The 19,411-nt window shown below is 55.2% G+C and carries 16 protein-coding genes; 10 read left to right on the forward strand and 6 right to left on the reverse strand.

The features are described from left to right. Positions 1-16: 16 nt before the first annotated feature. From glpD to KFJ24_RS04250, 3 genes are all read right to left on the reverse strand, one after another. Positions 17-1,546 (reverse strand): glycerol-3-phosphate dehydrogenase, encoded by a 1,530-nt coding sequence (gene glpD / locus KFJ24_RS04240; protein WP_350455559.1) that lies wholly within the window; start codon positions 1,544-1,546, stop codon positions 17-19. Between the two features lie 94 nt (positions 1,547-1,640). Continuing rightward, positions 1,641-2,399 carry a DeoR/GlpR family transcriptional regulator gene (locus KFJ24_RS04245; RefSeq protein WP_250829830.1) on the reverse strand — a complete coding sequence of 253 codons (759 nt, stop codon included), beginning with the start codon at positions 2,397-2,399 and terminating at the stop codon, positions 1,641-1,643. Positions 2,400-2,521: 122 nt separating this feature from the next. Beyond that, positions 2,522-3,772 carry a substrate-binding protein gene (locus KFJ24_RS04250; RefSeq protein ID WP_250829831.1) on the reverse strand — a complete coding sequence of 417 codons (1,251 nt, stop codon included), beginning with the start codon at positions 3,770-3,772 and terminating at the stop codon, positions 2,522-2,524. Between the two features lie 359 nt (positions 3,773-4,131). Here KFJ24_RS04250 and KFJ24_RS04255 point away from each other — a divergent pair, with 359 nt between their 5' ends. Continuing rightward, positions 4,132-4,665, forward strand: a complete 534-nt coding sequence (locus KFJ24_RS04255) for a methylated-DNA--[protein]-cysteine S-methyltransferase (protein ID WP_250829832.1) — start codon at positions 4,132-4,134, stop codon at positions 4,663-4,665. Positions 4,666-4,741: 76 nt separating this feature from the next. On the opposite strand, the gene KFJ24_RS04260 is transcribed toward KFJ24_RS04255, so the two are convergent. The 3 genes from KFJ24_RS04260 to KFJ24_RS04270 all read right to left on the reverse strand — a co-directional run bounded on the left by KFJ24_RS04260 (position 4,742) and on the right by KFJ24_RS04270 (position 8,462). Continuing rightward, entirely contained in the window at positions 4,742-6,118 is a 1,377-nt protein-coding gene (locus tag KFJ24_RS04260; RefSeq protein ID WP_250829833.1) for a sodium:solute symporter family transporter, read from the reverse strand. Positions 6,119-6,214: 96 nt separating this feature from the next. Next, complete coding sequence (locus tag KFJ24_RS04265) at positions 6,215-8,017, reverse strand: PHA/PHB synthase family protein (RefSeq protein WP_250829834.1); 1,803 nt, start codon at positions 8,015-8,017, stop codon at positions 6,215-6,217. A gap of 76 nt (positions 8,018-8,093) precedes the next feature. Beyond that, positions 8,094-8,462: a phasin family protein gene (locus KFJ24_RS04270; RefSeq protein ID WP_250829835.1), complete on the reverse strand. Its 369-nt coding sequence runs from the start codon at positions 8,460-8,462 to the stop codon at positions 8,094-8,096. A gap of 157 nt (positions 8,463-8,619) precedes the next feature. Here KFJ24_RS04270 and KFJ24_RS04275 point away from each other — a divergent pair, with 157 nt between their 5' ends. The 9 genes from KFJ24_RS04275 (at position 8,620) to KFJ24_RS04315 (ending at position 19,410) form a co-directional block, all read left to right on the forward strand. After that, positions 8,620-8,940: a TraR/DksA family transcriptional regulator gene (locus KFJ24_RS04275; protein WP_250829836.1), complete on the forward strand. Its 321-nt coding sequence runs from the start codon at positions 8,620-8,622 to the stop codon at positions 8,938-8,940. A gap of 29 nt (positions 8,941-8,969) precedes the next feature. Then, positions 8,970-9,680, forward strand: coding sequence for an ABC transporter ATP-binding protein (locus KFJ24_RS04280; RefSeq protein ID WP_250829837.1), 711 nt, complete (start codon positions 8,970-8,972; stop codon positions 9,678-9,680). Between the two features lie 4 nt (positions 9,681-9,684). Beyond that, on the forward strand, positions 9,685-12,060 hold the full coding sequence (locus tag KFJ24_RS04285; RefSeq protein WP_250829838.1) for an ABC transporter permease: 2,376 nt from the start codon (positions 9,685-9,687) through the stop codon (positions 12,058-12,060). 49 nt (positions 12,061-12,109) lie between these two features. After that, positions 12,110-13,315, forward strand: a complete 1,206-nt coding sequence (locus tag KFJ24_RS04290; protein ID WP_250829839.1) for an efflux RND transporter periplasmic adaptor subunit — start codon at positions 12,110-12,112, stop codon at positions 13,313-13,315. 84 nt (positions 13,316-13,399) lie between these two features. Beyond that, positions 13,400-15,145: an N-acyl-D-amino-acid deacylase family protein gene (locus tag KFJ24_RS04295; RefSeq protein WP_250829840.1), complete on the forward strand. Its 1,746-nt coding sequence runs from the start codon at positions 13,400-13,402 to the stop codon at positions 15,143-15,145. Between the two features lie 67 nt (positions 15,146-15,212). Then, entirely contained in the window at positions 15,213-15,830 is a 618-nt protein-coding gene (locus tag KFJ24_RS04300) for a DUF2238 domain-containing protein (protein ID WP_250829841.1), read from the forward strand. Positions 15,831-15,864: 34 nt separating this feature from the next. Continuing rightward, positions 15,865-17,322, forward strand: a complete 1,458-nt coding sequence (locus tag KFJ24_RS04305; RefSeq protein ID WP_250829842.1) for an SLC13 family permease — start codon at positions 15,865-15,867, stop codon at positions 17,320-17,322. A 218-nt stretch (positions 17,323-17,540) separates the two neighbouring features. Continuing rightward, positions 17,541-18,341, forward strand: a complete 801-nt coding sequence (locus KFJ24_RS04310) for a C39 family peptidase (protein WP_250829843.1) — start codon at positions 17,541-17,543, stop codon at positions 18,339-18,341. 58 nt (positions 18,342-18,399) lie between these two features. Then, on the forward strand, positions 18,400-19,410 hold the full coding sequence (locus tag KFJ24_RS04315; RefSeq protein ID WP_250829844.1) for a transporter: 1,011 nt from the start codon (positions 18,400-18,402) through the stop codon (positions 19,408-19,410). Position 19,411: the final 1 nt, after the last annotated feature.

Genomic DNA, 19,411 nt, shown 5'->3' on the forward strand with positions numbered 1-19,411 from the left:
ACTGCCCCCGATAACATCAGGCACTGCGGTGCAGGTCCGCTTTCAGGGTCAGGTGAGAGGTCTCATTCATCAGGAACCGGTCCAGGGCTTCGAATTCCTGCTGGCTTGCATAGAGTCCCTGTTTGGTTCTGCGCCAGAGAATATCGTCCGAAGTCATGGCCCACTCGTTTCTGGCAAGATATTCCACTTCTGCCGCGAACAATGTGCCAGTGAACAGAGTGCCCAGATCCTCTATGGAGTTGCGCCCACGAAGAAAATGGTAGGCACTTGTACCGTAGGTTCGAACATAGCGACTGATGACTTTCACGGGTAACCAGGGGAATTCCTGTTTGAACCTGGCTTCCAGGTTGTCCTGGTTATCGAAGTCTCCGCCGGGTAGAACGGCCGTTTTGGTCCAGCGCCCACCGGCGTCAGGGAAAAACTGGCACAGCTTGTCGGTGGCCGCCTCGGCCAATTTCCGGTAGGTGGTGATCTTGCCGCCGAACACCGAGATGAGTGGTGCCATGCCTTTCTCTGCACTGACTTCGAACGAATAGTCCCGGGAAGCTTTCTGGGCGTTTCCTTCTTCGTCATCCATCAGCGGCCGGACTCCGGAGTAGGACCAGACCACGTCGTTGGCATTCAGCTGGCGTTTGAAGTGAGAGTTAACGATGTTCAGTAGGTATTCGGTTTCTTCCGGGGATATTTTTGCTTTCTTCGGGTCGCCCTCGTAGTCGACATCCGTTGTGCCGATCAGGGAGAACTGATCTTCGTAGGGTATGACGAACACAATCCGCTCGTCCTCGTTCTGGAGGATATAGGCTTCGGTACCCTTGTTCAGGCGAGGCACAACGATATGACTGCCTTTTACCATCCGGATCATCTTGGGGGCAGGCATGGACAGGGTTTCGCCGAACAGTTTACTGACCCAGGGGCCAGCCGCATTCACAATCGATTTGGTTGAAATGGTCCGTTCCGAGTCGTCGGTCATATCCCGAAGTGTGACCTTCCACGCTGTGGAGCCACGCTCGGCAGTTACACACTTGGTCCGGGTCAGTATTGTCGCGCCGAACTGCTGTGCCTTTTTCGCGGTGAGTACCACCAGGCGAGCATCATCCACCCAGCCATCGGAATACTCAAAGCCCCTGGTGATTTCAGGCTTAAGTGGATCTGAGTCGTCAAATTTGATGGAGCGCGAACCGGGTAGCAACTCACGTTTGGCCAGATGGTCATAGAGGAACAGTCCCGTTCTGATCATCCAGGCAGGTCTCAGGTGAGGGCGATGCGGCAAACGAAAACGCATGGGCCACATAATGTGTGGTGAGTTGCGAAGCAGGGACTCTCGCTCGGCCAGCGCCTCACGTACAAGACGGAACTCGTAATGTTCGAGATAGCGCAAACCACCGTGGATAAGCTTGCTGCTGCTTGAGGATGTTGCCGATGCCAGGTCATTCATTTCGCATAGCAGGACCTTGAGGCCTCGCCCTGCCGCATCCATGGCAATGCCGGTGCCATTGACGCCACCGCCAACAACGAGGACGTCGTAATGATCGGGTTCCTTTTCCACGCGAAATTCCCTAAAACGAATAAAAATGTGTGTTTTCGATTATGAATAACGAAAAAAGATTCGTAAAGGAAAATTTAAAACGGCTTTCGTGATCTTAAACAATGTGCAGGGCAATGTTATGGCTATTGAGGATCTGGGCGATCGCTCGTGGTGGTCGGGCATCCGTGAATACGTGGTCGGCCTGCTCAATGCTGCCCAGGCGTACCATGGCGTTCCGACCAAATTTCGAGTGGTCTGCTGCCAGCAGCACCTGACTGGAGTTGCTGATAATCGACTGAGCTACCCGAACCTCCCGATAGTCAAAATCGAGGAGCGATCCGTCGTTGTCGATTCCACTGATCCCGATGATTCCAAAATCCATTTTGAACTGGTTGATGAAATCAACAGCAGCCTCTCCAACAATGCCTCCATCACGATTGCGGACTTCTCCGCCGGCAATGATGATGTGAAAGTCCTCTCTTGCGGACAGGATGGAGGCAACGTGGAGGTTGTTGGTAACCACCCGTAAATCGTGCTTGGCAAGCAATGCTCGGGCTATGGTTTCAGTGGTGGTGCCGATGTTGATAAACATCGAGGAGCCATCGGGGATATGCTCGACCAGAGACTTCGCGATCCGCTCCTTGGCTTCAAGGTTCATGATCTTTCGATCCTGGTATGCGGCGTTTACAGTGCTTGAGTCGATTCCGGCGCCACCATGATGGCGGCGCAGCTTGTTCTGCTTGGCCAATTCATTCAGGTCTCTCCGGATAGTTTGCGGAGTAACCTGAAAGTGTTCCACCAGCTGTTCCGTGGTGACGAAGCCACTGCGCTCTATGATCTCCATGATATGGTCGAGGCGGCGGTTTTGAGACATGATTAAGCCTTTCGGTATTTTTCGGAAACGAAAGTTTAGGCGTTCCCTGGCTTGCTTTCAAAATAAAAAAGGCCTCCCCGGTGTAAACCCGGGGAGGCCTTTTCCGGAACCGGTCGCGCCGGCTACAGTGCCAAAGGTTTGCCTGCCTTACGCCGCCGCGTTTCCCATTCCTCGCGGGTCTGGGCGGCTTCATCACCAGGCATCGAGTCGATAATATTGAAGTAATCCGAGCTGTATTCGTCTGCCACGATCGTGTTCCGGGGCTTGACCTTGACCACGTAAACGGTCTGAACGTTCTGATGGTCAAATTCCCGCCAGTATTGCTCGTCTTTCAGGAAAGTATAACGATGGCCTTCGAGAGCTCCGATAAGTTTTCGGGAATTCGTCGTGCCTGCCCGTTCAACCGCATCCTTGTACTGGTAGACAATGCTGTAGGCTGAGGCCGCGGCTGTTGACGGACGCATTTCATAACGCTTGGAGAAGGCTTCCACGAACTCTTTGCCACGGGGGTAATTCAGCTCGTATGGCACGTTCCAGACCCAGGGCGAGCCACCGACAATGCCTTCCATGATGGTAGGACCTACCTGCCGTGCCATACCCAGAGTCAGGTTGGGGACAACCACCTGCATTTCCTCTGTAATCCCCATTTCATAGGCAACGTTGAGTGCGCGGACCATGTCGTCACCAAACAGAACCATCATGAGAACCTTGGCATCGCTGGCTGCGGCCTTCTCAAGAGCATCCCGGAAGTCGCTGATCAGTGCACGGGGGAATGGCGTTTTTACCCCAGGGTGTGCGTCCGTATCTTCTGTTTCGGAGAATTTGCGAACAGATTCTTCAACAGACCAGCCCCACGTGTAGTCAGCAGTGATGTAGAAGTATTTCTCATCGTTGTGATTCTGGCTGAGATACTGGCTCAGAGCCTTGGCGGTCATCCAGGCATTGTAGGGTTCCCGGAACATATGGGAGTGGCCTTCGCTGCCGGTGGTGGCATTGGAGTAGGTGAGGGTGCCGAAGTAGAGGCGGTCACGGTCTTTCGCGGCCTTGCCTGAGGCAATGGCAACAGCACTGGAGACGCCACCGAAAACCATTTTTACGCCGTCACGATCAATCATTTCTGCCGTGTTTTCTGCGCCCCGTGCCGGTTCTCCACGTGTGTTGCGAATTACCAGTTCCAGCGGCCGCCCCATAACGCCTCCGGCGTCGTTAATTTCATCAACCGCCAGAAATGCCCCGAGGCGCTGTTGCAGGCCCTGGTCCTTGTATCGACCGGTCTGGGGGTAATTCAGGCCGATTTTCAGGGCTTCGGCTGATACGGTGGTGCATGCCAGTAAAAGCAGGCACGCAGAAAAGAGCATTTTTCTGAAATTCATGGATGTTGGCCTCTGGGTTGCGATTCCGCAAGATCTCGGAATTGCGTGCTTTTTTGGTTATTTATTATGCGCGCATTAGTTTCATCGGAGATCATGAGGCCAACAATGGGACTTAAGTGGAAGTTTGAGTAACAAATTGTAGGTCATTGATATATAGCAATTTTCAAGGTCATCAGCGTACCCCGCGTTAGTACTTTGGTGATCCGGTATCAGGTGATTGCTGGTGTTATTTGTGGTTGTTCATTCCCACTTAATCAGACTTGAGCCATACTGAATTTACCGGACGTTCTACTCATCCTGATGGTGGGAATCTTGTTGGAGCGGATCGACCGCGGAGTTGCGCAGGAGGGCTAAAAGCCATGTCGGGAAAACGCAGTGATCAGGGGGAGGCCATCACCTATCAGGTCGGTACCTGTTATCTCGGAGCAGTTTTGGTTGCGCGAACGTCCGAGGGGGTCTGCGCCGTGCTTCCAGGAGACTCCGAGGAAGAAGTTGTGGCCGATCTGGGCCAGCGGTTTCCTCGGGCAACGCTCATGCATTCTGACGGCTCCATGGATGACTGGTTTGCCGGGGTTATGGATTACCTGGTGGATAGCCGGAAAACCCTGTCGGTCAGCCTTGATATACGGGGAACCGAATTCCAGCGAAGGGTCTGGGAGACGCTACGTCAAATACCGCCTGGGAGCAGTGCCAGTTATGGTGAAGTGGCGCGAATGGTGGGGATGCCCTCGGGGTCACGCGCGGTTGCTGGTGCTTGTGCCGCCAATCCACTGGCTGTGCTGGTGCCCTGTCACAGGGTGCTCAGAAGCGATGGCAGCTTGTCTGGATACAGGTGGGGTGTCAGGCGCAAACGGGCTTTGCTGAATCACGAGGAGTCGCTGTCCGAGCGTTGATCTCCTCTTCTTCATCTCCTCTGCCTAAACCAATGTCCGGCTGAGGCGCACCGGACATTGGTTTCTTGTCTGTATTTCAGCTGCGCGCCTGACGGCGCGGGCGCGTAAGCGCTATCGCGACACTGGTCAGCCCGGAACCCATCAGCGCCCCGACAAATGGCATCAGTGTCGGAATGCTGCCCGGGAAACTGGCCGCTTCCAGGCCTGCCACCATGCTACCCCCTGCAATCCATCCTGGCAGGATCGCCCCCAGTAGCCCCGCCAGCCCGCCCAGAATTGCCGCAGTTGTGGTCATCTTTTGCCATAGTCCCAGAAGGACGGGTATCACGGCGGTTGCACACAGAAGATCGGCTATCAGGAAAAGTCTGAGTACGGAAATACCCTGTAGCGCCACCACAACCACGGGAATCATTAGCACCACGGTAAACCATCGGGCGGAGTTTATGGATAAGCCCTGTTTTTCGGTCACTGCGAGGGAGGCCAGGGCGTTCTGCAAAGTGTCTACGGACGACGCCACCAGGGTAATGGCCAGGATAAGCGCCGGAATGGTCAGCCACGCCGGTGCTTCACTCAGCATGGCAAAAAAGGGTTTGGGCGGATTGCCGAGGCTGGCCCCACTGAGGGCGGCCATTATGCCGAGACCGCCAACCACAGCAACCACCACTATCGTGGTGATGCCGCCAAGTAAGGCGCCGCGACTGAGGGTAGCTGTATCTCGGGCCGACCAGAGCCGCTGCCAGTAACCTTGATGGAACAGATTCGCAGCAGTAACTGCAATGACCAGTGTCAGCGCCACGCTGAGGGCACTCGTGGTCGGGACATCGGGAAGCCTGGCTGTAGTGACGTCGGGCAGCTGCTGCAATCCCACAAACCCCACGATTGCCAGCAGTGCGATCAGCAGAAATGCCTGCCACTGGTCGGTTACGATACTGGCACGCAAGCCGCCCCAGGCCGTGTATATAAGGGTGGTGATGGCCACGCCGAGAACGACAAGGTTGCCATTGAGGTCCGACAGGAGTGAGGTTATGGCACCGATGGCTGTGAGTTCAGCGGTAAGAAAACACAGCATATAGAGAACGGAAATAAGGGAAACATAGTGGCGAACGCCGCGCCCATAACAAGTCTGGGCAAACTCACCAATGCTTCGCCCCTCAGGGAGTAAGCGACGGATAGCCGGGCCACAAAAGGCGAACACGAGAAAGGGCAACGCGGCCCCCAGCGCATAGCCTGCCAGGGCCATTGGCCCGACCATGGCGCCAACTTCCGGGGGCGCAAACAGGATCCAGCCTCCCATGCCTGAGGCCAGGAATGATAGGCCCAGTGCCCGGGCCCCCTGAGTGTTGCGAGCGGTAACGTAGTCGTCCAGACCGCCATCCGCGAGCCTTGCCCGCAGGCCGAGCCAGGTGAAAACGAGGAGTGCAGCGGCCAGGGCTGCCATGGTGGTATAGAGCATGCGAAAAATCTCTGCCGTTTACAGGGTAGGCAATAGTGCCATATCCCCCGTATTTCGGCGACCATGCCCCGCTGTTTCCACGGACAGCCCTCTGGGTCAGGCTTTTATCGCCTCAGCCGCTTTCATCCTCACGTAACTGCCCGGAGCATCCTCGATGACTTCCAGTTTGCCTTCACCGGGGATCCGTGCCGGAACCTCTTCACCTGCGTACTGTCCCAGCCATTCCAACCAATGAGGCCACCAGGATCCGGGATGATGTTCGGCGCTTTCAAGCCACACATCGGAATCCTCTGACAGGGTGTCATTGGTCCAGAACCCGTACTTTTCCTTGTAGGGCGGGTTGATAACGCCGGCGATATGCCCGGACCCGGAGAGTACAAACCGGACATCCCCACCGTGCACCAGAGCGCCCTTGTAGGTGGTTTTCCATTTGGCAATGTGGTCCTGTCGCGCGGAAAGAAAGAATGACGGCACATCTATCTCTGAAAGGTTGATCGACTCGCCGGCCACAGTCAGAGAATCGGGCTCTACCAGACGATTATTCAGATACATTTCCCGCAGGTAGAAACTGTGCATTTTTGCCGGAAGGTTGGTGCCATCGGTGTTCCAGTACAGCAGGTCAAATGCCGCGGGCTTTTGTCCCTTCAGATAATTGTTGGTCCAGAATGACCAGAACAGTTCATTCTCTCTCAGAAGATTGAACGTAAACGCCATGGCCCGGCCATCGAGATAGCCTTTGCGCTCCAGCATGCGTTCAATACCACGGATTGAATGGTCATTGATGAAAACGCCAATGCCCCCCGGGTCTGAAAAATCCAGGAGTGTGGTGAGATAGGTTGCACTGACCACCGGGTTACGGCGTTTTTTCTTCAGCCATGCCAGCGTTGAGCCGAGCAGGGTGCCACCGATACAGTAGCCAATTACGTTCATCCGGTCTTCACCGGTGGCGTCGGTGACGGCCTCCATTGCTTCCAGCGGGCCCTGCTGCATATAGTCGTCCCAGCCCTTGTCCCGAAGGGATGGGCCAGGGTTACGCCAGGATATGATAAATACAGTCTGGCCCTGATCGACCAGCCATTGAATAAATGAGTTACGGGCAGTGAGATCCAGGATGTAATACTTGTTGATCCAGGGTGGAACAATCAGCACTGGGCGCTTACTGACTTTTTCTGTCGAGGGTGTGTACTGGATCAGTTGCATCAGTTCGTTCTGGTATACCACCTTGCCTGGCGTCGTTGCCAGGTTACCTCCCACTTCAAAGGCAGAACGATCGGTCATACCCACGTTGAACAGCGCCGGGTTCTGGCGCACATCCTCAAGCAATTGGCGCCCGCCATCCACCAGGTTCATGCCTTTGCGTTCCCAGGTGATTCTGAGAACCTCGGGATTAGTGACCAGGTAATTGGATGGCGAGAGTGCGCTGGTGAATTGTCTGGCGTAGAACAACATCTGGTCGCGGTTGGCGGAGGGCAGGCCCTCCATGTTTTCCACCCATCCGAGGAAAGCTCTGGAATTGATCAGGTAGGCTTGCTGCAAAACATCAAAAGGCAGGTACTTGTGCCAGTCTTCGGCCTGGAAGCGGCGGTCATCGTGATCTGCCTGAACGACCGCCTCTTTTTCTTTTCCGGTAAGGCGAACAAGGATGTAATAGCCCAGTGCCATGTGCTTTCGGGCCAGGTCGAGCTCGCTGCTCGCGAACCGCAATGGGTGCAACAGCAAGTCCTCCGCCATTGTTCGATAAGCGTCGGACATCTCTGTAATTGTGGACAGCTTGGTATCCTCCATGACGCCATTGTCGCCAAGCCATTTTTCCAATTGTTCCTGACCCTGCCGCACGTTGGTTTCAAATGTGCCTACCAGTTGATTGGCGGCTTTTCTGAGCAAATCCATACCCAACATAGAACTTCCTTCATTACCGATAATAAAAGGGCCGGAGCGAGATAAGAACGCCCCGGCCGCGACGATGCGTCAGTGATCAGGCCGCCTTCTTGCCGTCGGACGCCGCGACGCCCGTCTTCGGGCCGGTGGGGCTTGCTTCGGTTGATTCTGACGGGGCATCCCGCAACACCTTCTGAACCTGGTCCCGGGTCTCAGTGAGGTAGTCCTGCCAGGCCTTCCAGTCAGAAGTGAATTGTTCGCTGAGTGATTTCAGGGTCTCCGCCTGGTCACCAGTAAGAGCCTTCAGGCTGTCGAGATCCCGGACTTCCGACACTTTTCTGGCCTGACCCATCGCAACATCCGCATAGCGACGGAAGGCATTCATTTGCATTTCTGCAGCCTTGCTAAACTGTTGGAAAAGGGTCTCATTAAGACGGTTTGCCTTTTCAAGCATCTCATTGTTCACGCTGACAGCTCCTTTGTTTGCAGGATTTCCGAATTCTCATTCTGCCCCACCTTTGGTTGCGTAATTTTGACAGGCATCAAACCAATGTTCAGCTTATGCTTTAGTGTATGGTTTTATGTGAAATCGTCCTGATTTCAGAAACTGCAGGAGGCGTGTGATGAGTAGTCGTAAATCGGAACTGGAAACCCTCAGGGCGGATCTTAAGGTCCGGCTGTCCCGCTATGAAGCGCATCAGCACCGGGAGGACGGAGCGCTGGAAAAGGACTTCGAAGAGCAGGCTGCCCAGACCCAGAATGATGAAGTTGTCGACTCCCTCGAAACGGAAACCCGGGCTGAACTGGCTCAGATTGAACATGCTCTGGAGCGAATTGAAAGCGGGGTAGGTGACGACTGCGAATCGTGTGGCGAAGCCATTGATCCCCGTCGTTTGCAGGTTTTGCCTTACACCACTTTGTGCATTAATTGCGCGGATGAGTGAATCACGGCGAGAAGCCACGGAAGACGTTGATGAGCCGAGAACCGGTTTTTCATACTAAGGGGCTCACCAAAACGTACGACCAGGGTGAAGTCCAGGTGCACGCCCTGCGCGGTGTCAATCTTGACCTGTATTCAGGTGAGCTGGTCGTCATGCTGGGCGCCTCCGGTTCTGGTAAATCCACCTTGCTGAATATTCTCGGCGGCCTGGATGTGCCAACATCGGGTGAAGTCCGGTATCGGGATGTAGAACTGAGCAATGCCGGAGACCGGGAGCTTACCCGCTACCGGCGAGAGCACGTGGGCTTTGTTTTTCAGTTTTACAACCTGATTTCCAGCCTGACCGCCCGGGAGAATGTCGCCGCGGTGACCGAAATTGCCAGTAATCCCATGTCTCCCGAGGAAGCTCTGGAGTTGGTGGGTTTGCAGGATCGAATGGACCACTTTCCGGCCCAGCTGTCGGGTGGAGAGCAGCAACGGGTCGCCATTGCCCGTGCTGTTGCCAAACGTCCGGAAGTTCTTCTTTGCGATGAGCCAACGGGCGCGCTGGATTCAGCAACTGGCATTCTGGTTCTGGAAGCGTTGAATAAAGCCAACCGGGAAACCGGCACCACCACCGTTATAATTACCCACAATGCCTCAATTGCTGGCATGGCGGACAGGGTGATAACTCTGTCAGACGGCAACATCAGCGGCGAGCGGCGCAATGACCAGCGCCAGGACCCACGAACCCTGAGCTGGTAGCGGAATGTCTCTCTTCAGCAGCGCCCTGAACACCAAATTGCGCCGGGAGCTCTGGCAGATGCGGGGGCAGGTTCTGGCTATCGCCCTGGTAATCGCCGGAGGCGTGGCAGTGTGTGTCATGTCGGTGCTTAACTATTCCTCTCTTTCTGCAACTCGCAGCCAGTATTATGACGAGCACCGGTTTGCGGACGTTTTTGCGTCCCTGAAACGTGCGCCAAGGCACGTGTTGAATGAGGTATCGGCAATACCGGGCATTACGCGGCTGACTGGCAGAGTCGAAGGTGGAGCCAAGCTGGAGATTTCAGGATTCTCTGATCCGGTGTCTGCAAGGTTGGTATCCCTGCCCCCCAGCGGGCAGCCTGACGTAAACGGGCTTTTCATACGGAAAGGGCGCGTTCCTGCGCCCGGCAGGGGCCGTGAGGTCGCAGTTATTGGTAGCTTTGCCGAGGCTCACGATTTGCAACTCGGTGACCAGTTCCCTGCCATTATCAATGGTCGCCGGCAAGTGCTGACAATTACCGGTATTGCCGAATCCCCCGAGTTTATCTATGTCATCCCTCCAGGCGGTATGCTGCCGGACTACGAACGTTTTGGTGTGCTCTGGATGAGTCGTGAGGCTCTGGCGGCCGCCATGGATATGAAGGGGGCATTCAATAGCCTGGTTGTTCGGGTTGAGGCCGGCTATCCGGTGGCGTCGGTGATTGATGCGCTGGACCGGTTGCTGGATCGTTACGGTGCCACCGGGGCCTATGGTCGCGAAGACCAGTTTTCGCACCGGTTTCTCGATGATGATATGGACCAGCTGAAAACCATGGCGACAGTGTTTCCGCTTATCTTCATGGGTGTGGCCATGTTTCTTCTTAACGTGGTTGTCAGCCGCCTTATCGCCACCCAGCGGGACATCATTGCCGTACTTAAGGCCTTTGGTTACAGCAACCGTCAAATCGCCTGGCACTACAGCAAGCTCATACTCACCATTGGAATAATCGGGTTTGCGCTTGGGCTGGGACTTGGCCTCTGGCTAGGCCGGGGACTGGGCGAGATGTATATGCAGTATTATCGCTTTCCGGGGCTGCTCCTCAGAATTAATCCTGCCTGGATATTCCTGCTCGCCGGAATATCGTTACTCGTTGCCTGGCTCGGTGGCTGGCGCGCTATCAGCAAGGCTGCCTCATTGCCGCCTGCGGAGGCCATGCGCCCGGAAGGTCCCGCAAAATTTCGCATCACCCTCGCTGAGAAATGGCTGTCCGTTGTTCGATTCAGTCAGCCTTCCCGCATGATTATTCGGCAGACTGCACGGAGGCCACTGCGCTCTTTTTTGTCTTTGACGGGGGTGGCTATGGCGACAGCCATCATTGTTGTGGGCAACTTCCAGTTTGATTCCGTGTCGCTCATGGTGCAAACCCAGTTTGCGCGTGTCCAGCAGCAGGATCTCACTGTCCCCCTGATCGATCCACAGAACGCTGCCGTGCTTTTCACACTGCAGAGGCAACCGGGTATTCGTTACGCTGAAGGCCGGCGAACCGTGGCGGCCAGGCTGGCGAACGGGCACAGGAAATGGAGAGGCGCCGTTACTGGTATCCCGGCCAACGCAGAACTGCAATTTGTGGTGGACAAGAATATCAAACCGGTGACCCTGCCCGGAGAGGGGCTTCTGCTGACCGATTATCTGGCCAGGGAACTGTCGGTAAAACCGGGCGATACCCTGGATATCGAGATACTTGAAGGTGATCGCCGAACCATTTCAGTCCCGGTTTCTGGCACCACCAGCGAGTTTCTTGGTGTCGGTGCCTATATGGACTTAAACGCCCTCAACCGTGTATTGGGTGAGGGCCCTCTGATTAACCAGGCACTGTTAAATGTTGATCCGGCTTATGCGGACGATGTGTATCAGCAGCTACGGGAAACCCCGGGCGTGCTGGGCGTCAGTATCCGGCAAGCCATGCTCGACAGTTTTTTCCAGACCCTGGCCAGAACGTTCCTGACGTTTACCTTCTTTAATAGTTTGTTGGGGGGTGTTATCGCATTCGGGGTGGTCTATAACACCGTGCGCATCTCGTTGGCAGAAAAGGGCCGTGAACTGGCAAGTCTCCGGGTTTTGGGTTACACCCATAACGAAGTGGCTCACATTCTTCTTGGCGAAATGGCTTTGCTTCTATTGGTTGGTATCCCGCTTGGCTGGCTGTTCGGTGAGGGTCTTGCGTACCTTATTATTATCGCCATGCAGACAGAGCTTTACCGTGTGCCGTTAACGATTACGCCACAGACACTGGGTATTTCAGCCACTGTGGTGATTGCCTCTGCGGTGGGCTCGGGTGTGATTGCCTGGTGGCGTCTCAGGGAACTGGACCTCGTGGCGGTCCTGAAAACCCGGGAATGAACCGTGGCGTGATTGGTTGGGAATCGGAAAACTGGGGAATGGATAGTATATGGCAGAGAAGCGTTATGCAGGTAAATGGATTTTCTGGGGAGTGTTCGCTCTCCTGGTTGCGGTCGCCGTTTTCATTGCTCTGCGCCCGGATCCGGTTTGGGTCAGTCTGGCAACCGTTACAGGGGGAGAGCTGGAAGTCACGGTCACCGAGGAAGGTAAGACCCGGGTAAAGGATCGTTATCTGGTTTCTTCGCCAGTGGCTGGCTACTTGCATCGGGTACCACTGGATGTCGGGGATACGGTTACGCCCGGTCAACTGCTCACAAGTGTCGAACCACTGCCGGCCGGCGTTCTGGATGCCCGCAGCCGTGCCGAGGCAGAGGCCATGGTCGGGGCTGCTCGATCTGCGTTGAATTCCGCGCGGCAGAAAGTGGCTATGGCCAGGGCGGAGGCTGATCTGGCGGACAAGGAACTGGTCCGTTTGCAGGCTCTTACTGATGCTCACTTTGTTTCCGATGAGCGGCTCCAGCAGGTTGAATCAGCAGCGGATCGTGCTCAGGCGAACCTGCGATCAGCGACATTTGATGAAGAGGTAATGGCGCATGAGCTGCAGGCGGCACGGACCCGCCTCGAGGTTTCTGCGGCCCGGTCATCCGGAAACGGAGCCATTGAAAAAGTTGCGATCCAGTCGCCGGTAAACGGGGCCATTCTGGGGATCGTGCGAAAGAGCGAAGGGGTAATCCAGGCGGGTGAGCCAATTCTTGAAGTTGGAGACCCGTCAGCGTTGGAAGTTGTCGTGGATGTGCTCAGTTTCGATGCCGTCAAGCTTTCACCGGGGGTAAAAGTGCGGCTCACAGGGTGGGGCGGTCAGACTCTGGATGCCTTGGTGAGGCGGGTTGAGCCTGTTGGATTTGAGGATGTTTCTGCTCTGGGAGTGGAGGAGCAAAGGGTTCAGGTGCTCGCAGATATTGTTAGTCCGGCCGAGGACTGGCGGAGTCTGGGTGACGGCTATCGGGTGGATGCGACGTTCGTGCTCTGGTCGACGGAAGATGTGCTGCAGGTTCCGTCTTCGGCCATCTTCAGCCATAAGGGGAAAGATCATGTATTCCGGGCGGTGGACGAAACTGCCGAGCTCGCTGAAGTAACGACAGGCAGAAGCAACGGCCTGTATACCGCTGTTAGCGCAGGGTTGACAGCAGGTGACCGGGTTGTGCGTCATCCTGACCGGCAGCTGGAAGCCGGTGTGCGACTTCGGGAAAGATAGCGGCAGAATCCAAAGAGGAGGAAATGTCACGTTTTGCCCGCTAGACTGATTGACCACAAAAACAACAAGTGAGGAGTCTGCCCTGTGAGACAGTACGACACCCTTATTACTGGCGGGCGTTACTTTGATGGCACCGGTTCTCCTTCCCGTATTGCCAATGTTGCCATCCGCGATGGTCGGATTGCGCGGGTTTTTGAATCCGAGCCCGATCTGGGGCTGGCAAACCGGGTGATTGATGCAGAAGGATGTTGGGTTACGCCTGGATTCCTCGATACTCATACCCACTACGACGCCGAACTGATTGTTGCTCCGTCTCTTTCGGAATCCGTGCGCCACGGTGTGACAACCGTTTTGATCGGCAGCTGCTCGTTGAGTATGGTTTGCTCCGGCGCAGAGGATGCGTCGGATATTTTTACCCGGGTGGAAACAGTGCCCCGGGAAAAAGTGCTTCCGATTCTCAAGCGCAATAAAAGCTGGGGCACGCCCTCGGAGTGGGTTGAATTTATCAGCCGGCATCCACTGGGACCCAATGTGATCAGCTTTCTCGGGCACAGCGATTTGCGGACCGCGGTTATGGGGCTGCACCGGGCCACGGATCGAAACATAAAGCCGACAGCAGCAGAGCAGGAGCGTATGGAGCAGCTTCTCGAGGAGGCGCTGCAAGAGGGGTTTCTGGGGTTGTCGACCATGTGCCTGAAATGGGACAAAGTGGATGGTGACCGGGAGTGGTCGAAAAGCCTGCCGAGCACTTACGCGCGCTGGGGCGAGGTGAGTCGGTTGAACCGGTTGCTGCGTCGATACGGTCGCGTTCATCAGGGTGCGCCCAATGCCGCCAACCCGCTGCAGGTGACCCAGTATCTGAGAGAAACGCTTGGCTGGTTCCGGAAACCGCTTAAAACGACGCTCATTGCCATGATCGATCTAAAAGGCAACCCGACCGTACGGCCAATGGCCAACCTGGTTGGCTGGATCGCCAACGCCTTCCGGGGCAATTTCCGGTGGCAGCTCCTTCCGACGCCTTTCACCATTTATGCCGATGGTATGGATATTGTGCTGTTCGAGGAATTCGGGGCAGGAGAAATGGCACTGGATGTCCGGGACCAGCTGGAGCGGAATGAGCTTCTGAAGGATGAGAGTTATCGCCGGACTTTCCGCAAATTCTACAAGCAGAAACTGTCGCCACGAGTCTGGCAGCGGGATTTCGGCGACGCCGTTATCCTTGGTTGCCCGGACAGCTCACTGGTTGGTCACAACTTTGCGGAGCTGGCAGCTGAACGCGGTATACATGTGGTGGACTTCTTTCTGGATATGGTGGTCAAGCATGGGCCCGCGCTGAGATGGTTTACCGTCATAGGCAACCATCGCAAGGAACGGCTTCGCCAGATGGTGAAAAGTCCCCATGCCCTGATCACCTTCTCGGATGCGGGTGCCCATATTCGCAACATGGCCTTCTACAACCTCCCGCTTCGATTTCTGAAACTTGTTCAGGAAAGCGATCAGCAAGGTGATCCGATCATGTCGCTGGAAAGAGCCGTGCATCGCCTCACCGGGGAACAGGCTGACTGGCTTGGTATCGATGCCGGCCACATCCGGGAGGGCGATCGGGCAGACATTGTAATACTGGATCCAGGCGGGCTAAAACAGGATCTGGAGGAGGTAAACTGGGCTGAGATGGAGAATTTTGGTCTGGAACGAATGGTCAACCGGGTTCAGGGATGCGTCAGGCATGTGCTGATTAATGGGCGCCCGGCAGTGACGGATGAGCAGATAGAGCCGGGCCTGGGGAAGGAGACCGGGTTCGGGCGCTTTCTTCGGGCTGTTTCCTGCTGATGTTCCTCAGGTTTGAGTGGCAACACCCGCATCGGTGCGCAATGAATCAGTTGGTGGGACGGGTGTTATGTTTCGGATATCATTAGCAGCCCTGGTCTGGGTGGCCATGTTTCTGGCAGTTCTGGTCTGGTCCGGGATTGGGCCGAAAGACCGGGCAACCTGGGTGCTTGAAGTCTTGCCCGCGGTTATTGGTTTTGTGCTGGTAATCTGGTGCTGGTTCCGCTATCCGTTGACGCCCATCGTTTATTGGCTGATTCTCGTGCACGCCATTATTCTCATGGTGGGAGGGCATTACACTTACGCGGAAGTGCCAATGTTTGAATGGTTCCGCGACTGGTTCAGCTGGGAACGTAACAATTATGACAAGCTGGGGCACTTTGCCCAGGGCTTCGTTCCGGCCCTGATCGCGCGTGAACTGGTGGTCAGGCTTTCAGTGTTTGCCCGCCCTGGCTGGGCGCCCTTCTTTATTATCTGCTTCTGTCTTGCTGTCAGTGCGTTCTACGAACTAATTGAATGGTGGGTTGCACTGGCCAGTGAAGAGGCGGCAGAGTCATTTCTGGGAACCCAGGGGTATGTCTGGGATACCCAGTCCGACATGGCGTGGGCGCTTTCAGGCGCCATCCTGGCTCTGGTGTTGCTCAGGCGATTCCAGGATCGCCAGATTGCGGCGCTCGCCCGACACTGAAAAAAGTTTATTCCTTATCTGACTGGCATTATTTATGACTGAAACCTCCGAAACCCGTCCCAAAGGTCTCCCCAAAAGCCAAGTGATTGGCCTGGTTTTGGGTCCAATGTTTCTGCTGGTCACACTCATTTTGCCACCCCCTCAAACCATGGGCGTCGATGCCTGGGCGGCTCTCGGCATGATGTTGCTTATGGCCACCTGGTGGTCCACGGAAGCCATCCCGATACCGGCAACTGCACTTCTTCCTATTGTTCTGGTGCCGGCACTGGGGTTGGGAAGCATTGGTGAAGCAACCTCTCCTTACGCCAATCCAATCATATTTCTTTTTTTGGGGGGATTTACCCTGGGCCTTGCGATGCAGCGCTGGAATCTGCATCGAAGAATTGCATTGCTGACACTGAAAGCTGTGGGCGATCAGCCAAGACGCCAGATTGGTGGCTTCATGCTGGCCACGGCCTTTCTCAGTATGTGGGTCAGTAACACCGCCACATCAATCATGATGCTTCCGATTGGTCTCTCTGTCATCGCGATGATGGATGCGTCCAATCCGGATGGTGCTCGCCGATATGCCACCTCGCTGCTTCTGGCCATCGCCTATTCAGCGAGCATAGGTGGCATCGCGACCCTGATTGGAACGCCCCCCAATGCCTTGCTGGCCGCTTATCTGAGTGAAAACCAGGGAATTTCTGTCGGGTTTGCCCAATGGATGCTGCTGGGTCTTCCAATAACCATAGTAATGCTGGTTGCCGCGTGGTGGTGGTTGACGCGCCGGGACTTCGGTCTCGGCAAAAAAGGCGACAGTGGGCAGATGATTCGTGACGAGCTGGCAGCCCTGGGCCCATTGAGCAGGGGCGAGAAGCTCGTTGGACTGGTGTTTCTGCTGACTGCCAGTGCATGGATTTTTCGTCCGCTGCTTTCAGCAAATCTGATGCCCTGGCTCAGTGATACTGGTATTGCTATCGCAGCTGCCATTGTGATGTTCATCGCTCCTGTGGATACCCGCGAACGGGTGTTTCTTCTGAACTGGGAAACCGCCAAGGAGATCCCCTGGGGCGTTTTACTTCTCTTTGGCGGAGGCCTGGCCATGGCCGGGGTTATCAGCAGTTCCGGCCTGGCCGAATGGATTGCCGGAAGTCTGGGCGCTGCAGGCATTTTGCCCACTCTGGCCATGATCGCGCTGGTCGCCGGCGTGATCATTTTCCTGACTGAAGTCACCAGCAACACGGCGACTGCAGCGGCGTTTTTACCCCTGCTTGGAGCTCTCGCCATGTCACAGGGCGTATCGCCGATTCTACTGACCGTGCCTGCTGCCGTGGCCGCTAGCTGTGCCTTTATGATGCCGGTTGCGACACCGCCCAATGCAATCGTGTTTTCCTCCGGACATATGAGAATCAGCGACATGATCAGCGCCGGCTTTGCCCTCAACCTGGTTGGCATCGTGGTTGTCACCCTGATGTGCTATGGCCTGCTTGGCCTGGTATTCACTGTCTGACAGTCGAAAGCCAACTCTATATGACTGCATGAACTCGCGAGCAGGCCTCAATCCCTGAGGCCTTGAATCAGTTCTCAAATCCATTTCTTCAGGCCCCTTCTGCAGCGGCAGATTTGAGGCACAGTTATCTTTAAGCCGGCAGTGTTTTCGGTATCTTACCGTAACAACATGTAACCCTATAAATGTCATAGCCAATAAAAACAGGGGCTTCGTCTGACATGCTGCTGGTTCTCGCCGGATCCATTCTTACATTCACCATGGTGCAGGAAGCGACTGTGGTTGAGCCTTTCGAGAAAGGCACTGTCGTCATTGAACAGGACGTGGACTCCGGTCCGGTGAAACTGCGCTCTGATGTGCGGGTCGAGCCTCTTGTGGAGCAGAAGTACCGTAACATCGTGCGCCAGGCCTATGACTACAGTTGTGGGAGTGCTGCGCTGACGACGGTTCTGAATTATTACCTTGGCCGGACGCTGTCGGAGCGACAAGTCATGGAGGGCTTGCTGCATTATGGTGAAAGTGAGCGAATTGTAGAGCGCCGTGCATTTTCCATGCTGGATATGAAGCGGCTTGTGACGGCGCTCGGTTATCCCTCCGGTGGCTTTCGGGCGACCATTGATGATTTGAAGGACCTCGATCACCCCGCGATAGTCCCTATTCACCACGCAGGCTTCAAACACTTTGTCGTGTTGCGCTCCATCCGGGATGGCCGTGTCTATATGGCGGATCCGTCAGTAGGCAACATTTCCTTTCCGCTTCCCCAGTTTGAGGAAAAGTGGGACGACAACGTCCTTTTCATCGTGTTCCCGGGCAGCGACAAGCCCCTCGATAACCTGGAATTGAAAGAAGAAGACCTACGTTTTGTTGACGACCAGACCATGACCCTGTTGGCGCTGGAAAGGATTCCTGCGTTTCACGAGGCCACAGAAAGACGTATTCAGAATCTTCTGGAGCGTCAGAAGAACAATCCCGACGGCAGTGTCGAGAACACCCGGAAGCAACTGTATTACCGTCGAAACTAATTCTCCGGGTCAACAGACCTGGATCAGGAACACTACAAATAAAATTAAGGGAGTCAGGATGAATCGTTGGTTTGTGCGAGGCCTTATCCTTGTTTCCACGGCAGGTCTGCTTCCAGGCATGGCCCTGGCGCAGGAAGGAAGTGTGGACCAGGCGCGGGAGGCGCTGGCAAAACAGGAGGGCGATGAGGATTCCTCCCGTCAGCTGGAAGAAGTTTTTCAGGCTGCAGAAAAAAACTACTCCCTGCAAAAAAAGGGTACTCACTCCCTGAACTATTCATTTGATTATTCCTACACCGCCGACCAACGACTCGACCTTGCGATTACCGGAGGTTCGGTCAGGAATCTCGATGTGGTGCCATCTGCCACCCATAATTTTACGAATTCCTTTTCCTACGACTATGGTTTTCTGGATAACCTCACCATCGGGACGCGGGTGCCTCTGGTGGTCAAATACGACACCGAGGACGAGCTCAACGTTTATGACTTTGGTGATATCTCGTTCACCGGACGCTGGCAACCATTTGCGTATGTGCCCGGGAAAATGTCTACAACGTTTTTTGGCACACTGACCACCAAAACCGGCGTCAGCCCCTATGAAATCGATATTAAGGAGCAGCTTTCCACTGGTAGCGGATACTACTCCATTGGCGGCGGCGCGAGCCTTTCCAAGGTGCTGGATCCTGTCGTTGTTTTTGGTTCATTGAGTGCAACCTATAATCTTCCTGCCAAGGACCTGCAACAGGTTCGTGGTGCCCGATTGCTGGAAGAGGTAGATCCGGGCTTTGGGTTGTCAGGCTCTGCCGGTTTTGCTTACTCGCTCTCCTACGATATATCCCTGAGTATTTCAGCGCAGATCAGCTACAGCGATGAAACCACCCTCACATTCAGTAATGGTGAGCAGGCCATTGCCCAGGACCAGATGACCGGTTTCCTGAGCATGTCCCTCGGAACTCGTGTCAGTGACACCACCATAGTGAATACCAGTCTCGGTATTGGTCTGACCGAGGATGCCCCGGACTTTTCCCTGGGTGTATCCCTGCCCATTAATTTCTCTGGCCTTAAAGAGTGAT

Source organism: Marinobacter sediminum (genome assembly GCF_023657445.1).
GTDB classification, from domain to species: Bacteria; Pseudomonadota; Gammaproteobacteria; order Pseudomonadales; family Oleiphilaceae; genus Marinobacter; species Marinobacter sediminum_A.

Excerpts from the sequence above, each read along its gene's own strand:
- KFJ24_RS04245 (WP_250829830.1), bottom strand. The coding sequence starts at position 2,399 with ATGTCTCAAAACCGCCGCCTCGACCATATCATGGAGATCATAGAGCGC.
- KFJ24_RS04250 (WP_250829831.1), bottom strand. The coding sequence starts at position 3,772 with ATGAATTTCAGAAAAATGCTCTTTTCTGCGTGCCTGCTTTTACTGGCA.
- KFJ24_RS04255 (WP_250829832.1), top strand. The coding sequence starts at position 4,132 with ATGTCGGGAAAACGCAGTGATCAGGGGGAGGCCATCACCTATCAGGTC.
- KFJ24_RS04260 (WP_250829833.1), bottom strand. The coding sequence starts at position 6,118 with ATGCTCTATACCACCATGGCAGCCCTGGCCGCTGCACTCCTCGTTTTC.
- KFJ24_RS04265 (WP_250829834.1), bottom strand. The coding sequence starts at position 8,017 with ATGTTGGGTATGGATTTGCTCAGAAAAGCCGCCAATCAACTGGTAGGC.
- KFJ24_RS04275 (WP_250829836.1), top strand. The coding sequence starts at position 8,620 with ATGAGTAGTCGTAAATCGGAACTGGAAACCCTCAGGGCGGATCTTAAG.
- KFJ24_RS04280 (WP_250829837.1), top strand. The coding sequence starts at position 8,970 with ATGAGCCGAGAACCGGTTTTTCATACTAAGGGGCTCACCAAAACGTAC.
- KFJ24_RS04285 (WP_250829838.1), top strand. The coding sequence starts at position 9,685 with ATGTCTCTCTTCAGCAGCGCCCTGAACACCAAATTGCGCCGGGAGCTC.
- KFJ24_RS04290 (WP_250829839.1), top strand. The coding sequence starts at position 12,110 with ATGGCAGAGAAGCGTTATGCAGGTAAATGGATTTTCTGGGGAGTGTTC.
- KFJ24_RS04300 (WP_250829841.1), top strand. The coding sequence starts at position 15,213 with ATGTTTCGGATATCATTAGCAGCCCTGGTCTGGGTGGCCATGTTTCTG.
- KFJ24_RS04305 (WP_250829842.1), top strand. The coding sequence starts at position 15,865 with ATGACTGAAACCTCCGAAACCCGTCCCAAAGGTCTCCCCAAAAGCCAA.
- KFJ24_RS04310 (WP_250829843.1), top strand. The coding sequence starts at position 17,541 with ATGCTGCTGGTTCTCGCCGGATCCATTCTTACATTCACCATGGTGCAG.
- KFJ24_RS04315 (WP_250829844.1), top strand. The coding sequence starts at position 18,400 with ATGAATCGTTGGTTTGTGCGAGGCCTTATCCTTGTTTCCACGGCAGGT.